At 59.2% G+C, this 11,576-nt stretch carries 12 protein-coding genes; 3 read left to right on the top strand and 9 right to left on the bottom strand.

What is annotated here, in order from left to right:
- Position 1 precedes the first annotated feature (1 nt).
- Complete coding sequence (gene rlmF, locus PAT9B_RS06350; protein WP_013508432.1) at positions 2–928, bottom strand: 23S rRNA (adenine(1618)-N(6))-methyltransferase RlmF; 927 nt, start codon at positions 926–928, stop codon at positions 2–4.
- 185 nt (positions 929–1,113) lie between these two features.
- Between rlmF and PAT9B_RS06345 the strand changes: the two genes are divergently transcribed.
- Positions 1,114–1,746, top strand: a complete 633-nt coding sequence (locus tag PAT9B_RS06345; protein ID WP_013508431.1) for a flavin reductase family protein — start codon at positions 1,114–1,116, stop codon at positions 1,744–1,746.
- Here PAT9B_RS06345 and hutH read toward each other — a convergent pair.
- The 7 genes from hutH to hutI all read right to left on the bottom strand — a co-directional run bounded on the left by hutH (position 1,743) and on the right by hutI (position 8,768).
- On the bottom strand, positions 1,743–3,233 hold the full coding sequence (gene hutH, locus PAT9B_RS06340) for a histidine ammonia-lyase (RefSeq protein WP_013508430.1): 1,491 nt from the start codon (positions 3,231–3,233) through the stop codon (positions 1,743–1,745). The two genes, PAT9B_RS06345 and hutH, sit on opposite strands and share 4 nt — an antisense overlap.
- Positions 3,230–4,024: an ABC transporter ATP-binding protein gene (locus PAT9B_RS06335; protein ID WP_013508429.1), complete on the bottom strand. Its 795-nt coding sequence runs from the start codon at positions 4,022–4,024 to the stop codon at positions 3,230–3,232. The genes hutH and PAT9B_RS06335 overlap by 4 nt, the downstream gene beginning before the upstream one ends.
- A gap of 1 nt (position 4,025) precedes the next feature.
- Positions 4,026–4,754, bottom strand: coding sequence for an ABC transporter permease (locus PAT9B_RS06330; RefSeq protein WP_013508428.1), 729 nt, complete (start codon positions 4,752–4,754; stop codon positions 4,026–4,028).
- An 11-nt stretch (positions 4,755–4,765) separates the two neighbouring features.
- Positions 4,766–5,485, bottom strand: coding sequence for an ABC transporter permease (locus PAT9B_RS06325; protein ID WP_013508427.1), 720 nt, complete (start codon positions 5,483–5,485; stop codon positions 4,766–4,768).
- Between the two features lie 12 nt (positions 5,486–5,497).
- On the bottom strand, positions 5,498–6,346 hold the full coding sequence (locus PAT9B_RS06320; RefSeq protein ID WP_013508426.1) for a transporter substrate-binding domain-containing protein: 849 nt from the start codon (positions 6,344–6,346) through the stop codon (positions 5,498–5,500).
- 419 nt (positions 6,347–6,765) lie between these two features.
- Positions 6,766–7,554, bottom strand: coding sequence for an N-formylglutamate deformylase (gene hutG / locus PAT9B_RS06315; protein WP_013508425.1), 789 nt, complete (start codon positions 7,552–7,554; stop codon positions 6,766–6,768).
- Entirely contained in the window at positions 7,551–8,768 is a 1,218-nt protein-coding gene (hutI, locus tag PAT9B_RS06310; RefSeq protein ID WP_013508424.1) for an imidazolonepropionase, read from the bottom strand. The genes hutG and hutI overlap by 4 nt, the downstream gene beginning before the upstream one ends.
- An 88-nt stretch (positions 8,769–8,856) precedes the next feature.
- Between hutI and PAT9B_RS06305 the strand changes: the two genes are divergently transcribed.
- Both PAT9B_RS06305 and PAT9B_RS06300 read left to right on the top strand, forming a co-directional pair.
- The gene (locus tag PAT9B_RS06305) at positions 8,857–10,212 is read left to right on the top strand and encodes a formimidoylglutamate deiminase (protein WP_013508423.1); all 1,356 of its coding nucleotides are present in this window, start codon (positions 8,857–8,859) and stop codon (positions 10,210–10,212) included.
- A complete protein-coding gene (locus PAT9B_RS06300; protein ID WP_013508422.1) occupies positions 10,209–10,751 on the top strand; it encodes a HutD family protein in 543 nt (180 codons plus the stop codon). The genes PAT9B_RS06305 and PAT9B_RS06300 overlap by 4 nt, the downstream gene beginning before the upstream one ends.
- Here the strand turns inward: PAT9B_RS06300 and hutC are convergent.
- Positions 10,735–11,490 carry a histidine utilization repressor gene (hutC, locus tag PAT9B_RS06295; RefSeq protein WP_013508421.1) on the bottom strand — a complete coding sequence of 252 codons (756 nt, stop codon included), beginning with the start codon at positions 11,488–11,490 and terminating at the stop codon, positions 10,735–10,737. The two genes, PAT9B_RS06300 and hutC, sit on opposite strands and share 17 nt — an antisense overlap.
- Positions 11,491–11,576 lie beyond the last annotated feature (86 nt).

Here is an 11,576-nt window from a genome sequence, read left to right as displayed (position 1 = left end):
GTTAGCGTCTTAGCCGCTGGGCGCGTGCGGCTTCCGGCAGGAAGGTCCAGGCGATAAAGCGGCTCTGCTTCTGGCCCTGCGCCATCTCGATGATGCGGACGTCATACGCATCAAGATCGCGCAACTGGTCACGCAGCGCGGGCAGATTCTCTTTGCGCGATACCAGCGAGGTGAACCACACAATACGGTCGGCAAAAGCGACGCTTTCGGCAATCATCTGGCCGACAAACTGACGTTCGCCGCCGTCGCACCACAACTCGTTATGCTGACCACCAAAGTTGAGCGGCGTGCTTTTCTTCAAGCCGAGGTTACGCACTTTACGTTGACTGCCCGCCGCCGCGTCCTCCGCTGAAGCATGGAATGGCGGATTACACAGCACCGCCTGATAGCGTTCGTTTTTGTGCACTACCCCGGCAAAAATCGCCTCGGGTTGCTTCTGACGGCGTAAGCGAATACCACGCTGTAATCCCGGATTGCTCGCCACGATCTGGTTGGCGGCAGTGATCGCCTCTGCTGTGATATCGGTGCCGGTGAAACGCCAGCCGTATTCGGCATGACCAATTAACGGATAGATGCAGTTAGCACCGCAACCAATATCCATCACATCCACATCGCGCGGGATCACCCCGCCGTTGTCGGTCGCCAGCAAATCGGCCAGCGCATGGATATAATCTGCCCGGCCCGGCACCGGCGGCGTCAGATAACCTGCCGGCAACTGCCAGTTGAGGTTATAGAACAGCTTCAGCAACGCCTGATTAAGTAACATCACCGCCTGCGGATCGGCGAAATCCACCGACAGGTCGCCGTAGCCGTTCGGACGGACTTTGTCCGCCAGGGGCGGATGCGCCGCCGTCAGAGCAGCAAAATCATAACGGCCCTGATGGCGGTTACGCGGATGGAAAGGCGAAGTGGCGGCTGGCTTGTTCATAGGTTCTCCGATCGATAACGCGGCGTAAGATACCCCGTGCCGGACAAAAAAGAAAATCTCTATGGGTGGTGCGCGATAAATCGCGCCGCTACGTTAAGATGGGTGATGAAATTACGCTATTCAATGATGCAGGAACCGTAGCGGCGCAATTTATTGCGCGGTTTTACCCCACGCCAGGAGATGTTATGACGCGTCAGCGCTATTCTTACCAACCCCGTGCCGGTCACGGCTTACCGCACGATCCCCTCAACGCCATCATCGGTCCGCGCCCGATTGGCTGGATCAGTTCACAAAGTGCCAGCGGCCAGCGCAACCTCGCGCCTTACAGTTTTTTTAACTGCTTCAACTACCATCCGCCGATCATCGGTTTTGCCAGCAGCGGCTGGAAAGACAGCGTGCGTAATATCAGCGAGAGCAAAGCGTTTGTCTGGAACCTGGCGACGCGTCCGTTGGCCGAAGCGATGAACGAAAGCTCCGCTTCCGTGCCGCCGGAGCAGGATGAATTTGCGCTGGCTGGCTTGACCCCGATCCGCGCCTCGCATGTTAACGTCAGCATGGTGGCGGAAAGCCCGGTCAATTTTGAGTGCCGGTTGACACAATGCATCCGTTTGCAGGATGTACAGGGTACGGAGCTGGAGAGCTGGCTGGTGCTGGGGGAAGTGGTGGCGATTCATATTGATGAGCAGTTGCTGGAAAACGGCATCTACCAAACGGCAAAAGCGCAACCGATCCTGCGTGCCGGTGGCCCTTCGGCCTACTACGGCATCAGTGAAGCGTTGCGCTTTGATTTGGTACGCCCGGATGCGCGTCGCGCTTAACCCTGCCAGGTTTTGAGAACCTGCACGGCACGCGCCATTTCCGGTGCCAGCCAGCGGTCCTCCTGCCAGTTGGCGACCACCGCTCGCAGGCGACGCAATGCCTGCGACGTCCCGCTTGCCAACTGGTTTTCACCGTGGAAATCCAGCGCCTGTGCCGCCAGCAGATATTCTATCGCCAGAATTTGCCAGACATTACCCACCAGCTTCAACAGCTTCAGCGCCGCGCCAGTACCCAGGCTCAGGTGATCCTCCTGCAAGCCAGAGGTCACATAGTTATCCAGTACCGCCGGTTGTGCTAACTGACGGTTCTCCGCGCACAACGACGCGGCGACATACTGCGCGATCATCATGCCGGAATTGACCCCCGGCTGCGCCACCAGGAACGCCGGTAGGCCGCTGACCAGCGGATTCACCAGACGATCAAGCCGACGTTCGGCAATGCTGCCCAGCTCCGCCATGGCAATCGCCAGCAAATCACAGGCCATCGCCACCGATTCACCGTGCGGGTTCGCCTGCGATACCACACGCCAGTTATCCGGCGTACCGAGCACCAGCGGGTTATCGGTGCAGGCATTCAGCTCGGTATTCACCTGCGTGGCCGCATGATCGAACTGATCACGACAGGCACCGTGCACCTGCGGCATGGAGCGCAGGCTAAGGGCATCCTGGGTGCGCACGCCACGACTGGCCTGCAACAATGGGCTATCGTTCAATAGCTGCCGTAACCGCTGCGCGCTGCGCTGCATCCCCGGACTGGCTTTCAGCGCGATGATTTCCGCATCGAAAGCCAACAACTGCCCACGCAGCGCCTCGAAACTCATCGCCCCGGTGACATCAGCACAGTCAAGCAAACGCATGGCATCATCCAACGCCAGACACGCCATACCCGTCATACAGGGCGTGCCATTGACCAGGCTCAACCCCTCTTTCGCTCCCGGGCGGAACGGGGCCAAACCGGCCAACGCCAGCGCCTGTTCAGCGGGCAGGGTTTGTTGTTGATACGTCACCTCGCCGACGCCAATCAACGCCAGTCCGATATGCGCCATATGGGTAAGATAACCCACCGAACCTTGCGACGGCACCTGCGGGATAATCTGTTGATTCAGCAATGCCAACAACTGCTGCACCAGCGCCACCGAGACGCCCGATTTGCCATGGCTGTAGTTGGCGATGGCGGCACACATAATTGCCCGCACTTCATCTGCGGGCAGCAGTGGCCCGACGCCACAGGCATGACTGAGCAGCGTATTGCGCGATAACTGACTCAGTTGCTCTTCCGCCAGCGTGATGTTGCACAGCGCCCCCAGCCCGGTGTTGATGCCATAGGCGATATGCCCACTGGAAACGATTTCGGCCACAATGTCCCGCCCGCGGGCAATGCGCTGCCAGGCGTTAGCGCTCAGGGCTAATTCAGCACCGTGACGCGCCACTGCGACCACCTCCTGCCAGTTCAGCGGGCCATCGCCCCAAATCACTGTGCCACTCATGCCGGTTGCTCCGTGCGTTGATGGCTGGAGATAAATTGCTTAAAGCGCTGCGACCCCTGTTCACCGAACAGCTGGTCCGGCGATCCTTCACAATCGATAGTACCCTGGTGCATAAACACCACGCGGTTTGAGACGTTACGGGCAAAGCCCATCTCATGCGTGACCACCAGCATGGTGCGCCCCTCTTCCGCCAGACTGCGCATCACCTTCAACACTTCGCCGACCAATTCCGGGTCCAGCGCCGAGGTGGGTTCATCGAACAGCATCACTTCCGGGTCCATCGCCAGCGCACGGGCAATCGCCACCCGTTGCTGCTGACCGCCCGACAGTTGTGCCGGGTAGAAGTCTTTGCGATTGAGCAGACCCACGCGGTCCAGCAGTTGCTCCGCCTGCGCGATGCAGCTTTTTTTGTCACGTTTCAGCACGTAATGCGGCCCTTCAATCACGTTTTGCAGCACTGTCATATGTGACCACAGGTTGAAACTCTGGAACACCATGCCAAGCCGCGACCGCAGACGCTCAATTTGTTTCGGGTTGGCGGCCAGTTGATGGCCACGGGCGTGGCGCTTCATCTCAATGGTTTCACCGCCGACGCTCACCACGCCGGCATCGGGCGTCTCCAGCAGGTTGATGCAGCGCAGCAAGGTACTTTTGCCGGAACCGCTGGCACCCAGAATCGAGATCACGTCGCCTTTGCGCGCCTGTAAATTGATACCTTTCAGCACTTCCATCGCACCAAAGGATTTGTGGATATCAGTGGCGGACAGGGTAATCGGGTGTAAATCGTGCATATCACTCTCCGGCAATCGGTTTAACGGCGGGCAACGGCTTTTTTTCAACGCGATGCACCGGGGTCAGACGGCGCTCAAGCAGCGCGTAAAGCTGGACGATAATAAAGTTCAAAATCAGATAGATAGCGGCCGCACACAGGAACACCTCCATGGTGCGGTAGGTGCGCTGAATGATCTGTTGCGCCACCCCGGTGACGTCCCAGACGGTGACCAGACTGGCGAGGGCGGTGGATTTCACCAGCAGAATCGCTTCGGTGGAGTACGCCGGTAGCGCATAACGCAACATAATTGGCGCGATAATGCGGCGCAGTAACAGACCGCGCGACATGCCACATGCCAGCCCGGCCTCCACCTGACCTGGCGGCACCGCCAACAGCGCCCCACGTAGGATCTCGGCGGTGTAAGCGGCAGTACACAGCGACAATGCCAGCACCGCACAGATAAAGGGTTCGCGCAGAAACGGCCAGACAAAGCTATGGCGAATCACACCAAACTGGCCGAGACCGTAGTAGATTAGAAACAGTTGAATCAACAGCGGAGAGCCACGGAACACCAGAATGTAGCCGCGCGCAAACCCACTCAGCACTCGCCAGCGGCTCATACGCAGCGTCAGAATGCCCAACGCCAGCAGCCCACCACACAGAAAAGCGCTGATAAACAGGCCGAGCGTGACCGGCAACGCGGCGCTCAGCTTCAGAAAGGTATCACTCAGAAAGGCGAAGTCGATCATACTGCTGCTCCTTAATGCTGCGCCGCAGTGCGACTTTGCCAGGCGCGGCCAAGGCGTGATTCCGCCCGACGAAACGCATGGTTGGAAAGCAGGGTCAGCACCAGATAACAGGCCCCGCCCACTAAATAGAAGGTGAAGTAATCGCGGGTGGAGCCTGCGGCAATCTGGCTGGCACGCATCAATTCAACGATGCCGGTCACCGACACCAGCGCCGAATCTTTCAGGCTCATCTGCCACACATTCGACATGCCGGGCAGTGCATAGCGCACCACCTGTGGCAGCAGAATCCGCTGGGCGATGCGCCAGCGCGGCATGCCGATCGCCACGGCGGCTTCGATCTCACCTTTCGCCAGTGCCAGCCGCGCCGCCCGATACACTTCCCCTTGATAGGAACCCGAGATAAGCCCGATCGCCAGTGCCCCAATCAGAAACGGTGGCGCTTCGATAAAACCATCCGCACCGAACATCTGACCGATCAGGGTGATCAACCCGGAGCCACCGAAGTAGAACAGGTAGATCACCAACAATTCCGGGATACCACGAAACACAGTGGAATAGGCTTCGCCCAACCAGCGCAGCCAGCGTTGCGTGGAGAGTTTCGCCGCTGCGACGCCGGATCCCACCAGCGCGCCAATCAGCAACGCCGCCAGCGACAGCAGCAAGGTGGTTAAGGCAGCGCTCAGGATCAGACGGCCCCAGCCGTCAGCACCAAAACTCAGCAGGCTCATCATGGTTGACCTCACTTACGGGGTTACGTCAGTTTTAAACCACTTCTCACTCAGGGTTTTCACGGTGCCATCCGCCAGCGCCGCATGGATGGCGGCATCCAGTTTGGCTTTCAGATCGCCGTCTGCCATGCGCACGCCCATCGCTTCCCCTTCGCCCCAGATTGGGCCACCCAGTTGCGGGCCGCTGAAGGTCAGGTTGCTGTTCTCTTTGCGTGCCAGCATGGATTGCGCAAAGGTGACATCATCGAACACCGCGTCGATACGACCGGCCTGGAGATCAAGAATCGCATCAGCCGAGGTGGTGTATTCGCGCACATCGGCGACGTCTTTGAAGTATTTATCGATAAACGGGGTGTAGACCGTGCCGGAGGCAATACCGATGGTTTTGCCTTTTAACGCCGCTTTCAGTGGCGCAATTGCCGGTTCGATCTCTTTCGCATCATCGTGCAACTTGATGATGTGGGTATCCGGCGGCAGCAGGGAATCTTTCACGGTGATAAAGGTGGCCGGGGTGGAGGCATATGGCGTGGTGAAGCTCACCACTTTTTTGCGGTCCGGGGTGATGACTATCGCATCCATGATCACATCATATTTTCCGGCGTTCAGTCCGGCGATCATGCCGTCCCAGTTCTGCACCACCAGCTTGCACTGCACCCCCATGCGTTTGCACAGATCGGCCATCAGCTCCGGTTCAAAGCCGCCCAGCTTGCCGCCCGGCAGCGTCAGGTTCCAGGGTTCATAACTGCCTTCGGTAGCAATGGTGATCGATTTCCACTCTTTGGCCTGCGCGGCAACACCGCTCAGCAGCAGGCTGGAAAACAGGGTCGTGAGGCAAAAACGGCGAAATGTGGTGCGGTGCGTCATGCGGCTTCTCCTGGTCGATAATCAGTAGGTGCTGTATTTGCGTGGTTTCGCAAATGACATTTCATGTATATACAAGTTAGCCTGCGCCAGATCATTGTCGGCTTGAGTTTTTTGTGAGCCAGATGCAATAAATCGTCTGAATGATGACGCGGTCTGTACTTGTACATACAACCTAGCAAAGGCTGTGCCAGCTCGTGATGATGGGTGGAATCAGGGGATGTGAGGCAAGGAAATGGTGAGTTGCACCATTGGGTGGCGGGCATCGCACCACGCTGGCGCAGGTTTCAGTAACAGGCACGCATGGTAGCGGTGCGATTTATCGCGCGGGTTTTGCTTTCCGCGCCAAAACATTGTGCGATAAATCGCGCCGCTACGGTAACGTGCAAACATAGGTAGCGGCACAATTTATCGTGCGGGTTTTACGCTTTACCCTGCTGCAAAAACGCCTGCAACAGCGGTTTCAGTACCTTCTGCAACTGCGCAGCCCGGGCCTGCTGCCAGGCGAACGGTGGCGTTTCATCCATATAATTAATCTGTGCCAGTTCCAGCTGTACCGCCTGCACGCCCTGCGCTGGCTGCCCATAGGCACGGGTGATATAACCGCCCTTAAAGCGTCCATTGACCACCCAACGGTATTCGGTTTGGGCCGCGCACACTGCCTCAATCGCTGCCGTCACCGCCGGTGAGCAACTGCTGCCTTCATTGGTCCCGATATTCAAATCTGGCAGACGCCCCTCAAACAGACGCGGGATCACCGAGGCGATGGAGTGAGCATCAAACAACAGCGCGTAGCCGTGCTGCGCCTTCAGACGCGCCAGCTCCTGCTGAATCTGCTGATGATACGGGTGCCAGATCTGATCCAGATAACCCTGACGCTGCTCCGCCGTCGGCGTTTTGCCCGGCGCAAAGGTCGGGGTGCCATCAAACAGTGTCTCCGGGTACAGACCGGTGGTGGCGGTGGTGTACAACGGCTGATTGTCCGGTGGACGGTTCAGATCAATGACAAAACGTGAGTAGTGCCCAATCAGCACGCTGGCACCCAGATCGCGCACAAAATCGTACAGCAGCGGAATGTGCCAGTCGGTATCCGGCAAACCCCGGGCGGCATCGCTTAACCCGGCATCGACTTCTGGCGTTAGCTGCGTCCCGGCGTGCGGAATGCTGACCAGCAGCGGCAGCTTCCCTTCGGTAAAATGAAACGGTGTCATTGCGCTTCTCCACGATAGATAACCTGGCACGGCAATTCGCCGCCCAACCAATAAACCAGTTCCGCCGGACGCGCCAGCGGCCAGTGGACAAAATTCGCCACTTTGCCTGACTCCAGCGAACCCTGCGTCTGCTGTAACCCCAGCGCCTGTGCGCCCCACAGGGTCACACCTGCCAGCGCCTCTTCCGGCGTCATGCCAAACAGCGTGCAACCCATATTCAACATCAGGCGCAGCGACAGCGCCGGTGAGGTGCCGGGGTTGGCATCGCTGGCCAGCGCCATCGGTACGCCGTACTGACGAAACAGCGCCACCGGTGGCCGTTGCGTTTCGCGCAGCAGATAAAATGCGCCCGGCAGCAGGACGGCGACCGTGCCATGTTGCGCCATGGCCTGCACGTCGCTCTCGGTGGCGTATTCCAGATGGTCTGCCGACAGAGCACCATAACTGGCCGCCAGCGCCGCGCCGCCCAGTGAGGAGAGCTGCTCGGCGTGCAGTTTGATCGGCATCCCCAACGCTTGCGCTTTATCAAAAACCTGGCGGACCTGCTGTGGTGAGAACGCCAGATGTTCGCAGAACGCGTCTACCGCATCCGCCAGCCCTTCCGCCTGCACCTGCGGCAGCAGTCGCTCGCAAATAATATCCACCCAGCCTTGCGGGTTGTCTTTGAACTCGGGTGGGAAGCTGTGCGCGGCCAGACAGGTCGCCAGCACATCAGCAGGGACACTTTGCGCCAGCTGGCGAATCGCGCGCAGCATTGTCAGCTCGCTGGCTTCATCCAGCCCATAACCGGACTTGATCTCAACCGTGGTCACGCCTTCCGCCAGCAGACGATCCAGCCGCCAGCGCGCCGCAGCCACCAGTTCTTCCTGTGTCGCTGCTCGCGTGGCGCGTACCGTGGAAAGGATGCCGCCGCCCTGCGCGGCAATCTCAGCATAGCTGACCCCGTTCAGGCGCTGTTCAAATTCTGCGCTGCGGTCACCGCCAAATACCAGATGGGTGTGGCAATCCACCAGGCCCGGCGTGATGATGCCACCGTCAAAGTGGTGTTGCTGCCGCGCGTTAAACGCCGGTAGCTCACTGCGCGGCCCTACCCATACCAGCTTGCCCTGGTCCACCGCCAGCGCACCGTCGGCAATCAGGTTGTAGCGGCCTTCGCGCATGGTCACAATATCCGCGCCCAACCACAGGCTGTCGATCTGCTTCGCTTCTGCCATCCCCCGTGTCCCCTTCGCCTTTGGCGATTTACACTGCTCATCAAAGTATGTATATGTATATACAACCAACCGCCGTGTAGGATCAACCATGACGACTTTTTTTGCCCCCAGGGCATTGCTGGCCGATGGCTGGCATGAGCAAGTGCTGATTTCTGTTAATGCTTCCGGAGTGATTACCGATCTCACCCCCAACAGCGAACCGGGTAGCGCCACGCGCCTGACTGGGCCGGTGATCCCGGCGATTGCCAATCTGCATTCACATGCATTTCAACGCGCCATGGCCGGACTGGCGGAAGTCGCCGGTGATCCGCAGGACAGTTTCTGGACCTGGCGCGATCTGATGTACCGCATGGTGCAACGGCTGTCGCCCGAGCAGGTGGGTGATATCGCCGCGCTGCTGTATATCGAGATGCTGAAAGGCGGCTACAGCCAGGTAGCGGAGTTCCACTATCTGCATCACGATGGTGCCGGGAAAGCCTATCCACATGACGATATGCTGCAACAGCTGATGGCCGCCGCTGAAACCGCCGGGATCGGCCAGACATTGCTGCCGGTACTCTACAGCTACAGCGGTTTTGGTTCGCAACCGGCCAGTGACGGCCAGCGCCGCTTTATTCAGCAAACTGACGCCTATCTGCAACAACAACAACGACTGGCAAGCTGGGTCGCTGACAAACCGCTGTTTAATCACGGCCTGTGCTTCCACTCGCTGCGCGCGGTGAATGAAGCGCAGATGCACGAGGTCCTGGCCGCCAGCCCCACTCACCTGCCGGTGCATATTCATGTGGCGGAGCAGGAAAAAGAAGTCAACGACAGCCTGGCGTGGAGCGGCGAGCGTCCGGTGGCGTGGTTGCTGAATCGCTTTGCCGTCGATCAACGTTGGTGTCTGATCCACGCGACTCATCTCGACGATGATGAAATCACGCGTCTGGCCGCCAGCGGTGCAGTGGCCGGTTTGTGTCCGACCACGGAAGCCAACCTCGGTGACGGTATTTTCCCGGCGGTGGAGTACATTGCCCGCGGCGGTCGCTGGGGCATTGGCTCCGACAGCCACGTGTCGCTGAGTACGCTGGAAGAGTTGCGCTGGCTGGAGTACGGTCAACGGCTGCGCGATCGCCGCCGTAACCGCATCACCACCCCCCACCAGGCTTCGGTGGGCGACCTGCTATGGCAGCAGGCGGCACAGGGTGGCGCGCAAGCCTGTGGCATCCCTACCGGTGAACTGGCGGTTGGCAAACGCGCCGACTGGTTAGTTCTGAAAGCTGATGCCTGGCTCAGTAGCGTGGAGAGTGCCTCGCTGCTCAACCGCTGGCTCTTTGCCGGTCAGCGTGAACAGATTCGCGATGTGTATGTAGCCGGTCATGCGGTGGTCGAACAGGGGCAGCATCCGGCAGAAGAGGCCTGTGCCGCACGCTTTGCCGCAGCCATGAGGGCGTTACGATGAGAACCCGTTTCGCTTACGACAGCTTACCGGTCAGCCGCTGGCGCAACGGCGGCGGTGAAACGCGCGAGATCATCAGCTATCCGCCCGGCGCGGCGGATTTTGCCTGGCGCGCCAGTATCGCCACCATCGCTGCCGACGGCCCCTTTTCCCCCTTCCCCGGCATTGATCGGGTGATCACCCTGCTGCACGGAGACAGCGTGTTGCTAACCAGCGCGCAGGGTGAACAGCAACTTCAGCGCCATCAGCCGTGGGCGTTTCCCGGCGAATGGGCGATCGATGCGCGTATCGGCGCAAGCCCCTGTCAGGATTTCAACATCATGACGCGGCGCGATAGCTGGCAGGCACAGGTGACGGTACAACAGCAAGCGGTGCGGGCGACACAGGGTGTGGCCTGGGTGCTGTCCGGTGTCTGGCAAAGTGGCGAAGGCGACGTGCTGGAGGTCAATCAGGGGATGTGGTGGCTGGATGAAGAGACGCTGCTGGCACCGCACTCTGCCGATGCCAGCCTGTTGTTTACCGCACTCAGCCGTGTCCTCTGAAACGGCCCAGCAGCTTGTAACGCGAGCCGGGATACAGCAGGCGCGCGTAGGTCACAATTTTGGTGTCGCTCCAGGTTTGACGGCGGATCAGCAAGCAGGGTTCGTGCTCATCCAGCGCCAGATGCTTACGCTGGCGCAGATCCGGCAATACCGCCTCGACAATATGCTCACCCGCCGTTAATGGCGCGACGCGCATCAAATAGGTGTAGGGCGTCAACTGGTGGTAATCCTGGCTGAGATAATCCGGTGCCACCAGCGGATTCACCAGACGATCTTCCAGCTGTACCGGCATATCGTTTTCGTAATGTACGATCAGTGAGTGGTACAGCGTCTGCCCGGTGGATAAACCCAGTACCGCCGCCTGCTCCGGGTCTGCCTTCATCTGCCCGAGCGATAAAATTTTGCAGCTGTGGCGATGACCGCGCTGCGCGATCTCATCGGCGATATTGTGCACTTCCAGCATCGCGGTGTAGCCCTTCATCTCGGCGACAAAGGTGCCTACGCCCTGCATACGCACCAGAAAACCTTCGCTGGTCAGTTCGCGTAACGCGCGGTTGATGGTCATACGGCTGACGCCCAGTTCGTTAACCAGTTCGCTTTCCGACGGTACACGTTGATTGGCCTTCCAGTGACCTTCACGGATCTGGCTGATGATCGCCTGTTTAACGCGCTGGTAAATCGGCGCAGGCTCATCACCCATGGCCGCGGCCAGTTGTGCTATTGCCGTTTGCTCAACCATATCCTGTTCCTTTTCCTGATAGTGCCCAGAGTTTACTGTCTCAGACGGGAAATGTATATACATCCCGCAGTGCAGCCAGCCCACTG

The organism is Pantoea sp. At-9b (assembly GCF_000175935.2).
Classification (GTDB): Bacteria; Pseudomonadota; Gammaproteobacteria; order Enterobacterales; family Enterobacteriaceae; genus Pantoea.
Note: the sequence above shows the minus strand (reverse complement) of the source record. Positions and strands in the feature narration are given on the sequence as shown.

Excerpts from the sequence above, each read along its gene's own strand:
- rlmF (WP_013508432.1), bottom strand. The coding sequence starts at position 928 with ATGAACAAGCCAGCCGCCACTTCGCCTTTCCATCCGCGTAACCGCCAT.
- PAT9B_RS06345 (WP_013508431.1), top strand. The coding sequence starts at position 1,114 with ATGACGCGTCAGCGCTATTCTTACCAACCCCGTGCCGGTCACGGCTTA.
- hutH (WP_013508430.1), bottom strand. The coding sequence starts at position 3,233 with ATGAGTGGCACAGTGATTTGGGGCGATGGCCCGCTGAACTGGCAGGAG.
- PAT9B_RS06335 (WP_013508429.1), bottom strand. The coding sequence starts at position 4,024 with ATGCACGATTTACACCCGATTACCCTGTCCGCCACTGATATCCACAAA.
- PAT9B_RS06330 (WP_013508428.1), bottom strand. The coding sequence starts at position 4,754 with ATGATCGACTTCGCCTTTCTGAGTGATACCTTTCTGAAGCTGAGCGCC.
- PAT9B_RS06325 (WP_013508427.1), bottom strand. The coding sequence starts at position 5,485 with ATGATGAGCCTGCTGAGTTTTGGTGCTGACGGCTGGGGCCGTCTGATC.
- PAT9B_RS06320 (WP_013508426.1), bottom strand. The coding sequence starts at position 6,346 with ATGACGCACCGCACCACATTTCGCCGTTTTTGCCTCACGACCCTGTTT.
- hutG (WP_013508425.1), bottom strand. The coding sequence starts at position 7,554 with ATGACACCGTTTCATTTTACCGAAGGGAAGCTGCCGCTGCTGGTCAGC.
- hutI (WP_013508424.1), bottom strand. The coding sequence starts at position 8,768 with ATGGCAGAAGCGAAGCAGATCGACAGCCTGTGGTTGGGCGCGGATATT.
- PAT9B_RS06305 (WP_013508423.1), top strand. The coding sequence starts at position 8,857 with ATGACGACTTTTTTTGCCCCCAGGGCATTGCTGGCCGATGGCTGGCAT.
- PAT9B_RS06300 (WP_013508422.1), top strand. The coding sequence starts at position 10,209 with ATGAGAACCCGTTTCGCTTACGACAGCTTACCGGTCAGCCGCTGGCGC.
- hutC (WP_013508421.1), bottom strand. The coding sequence starts at position 11,490 with ATGGTTGAGCAAACGGCAATAGCACAACTGGCCGCGGCCATGGGTGAT.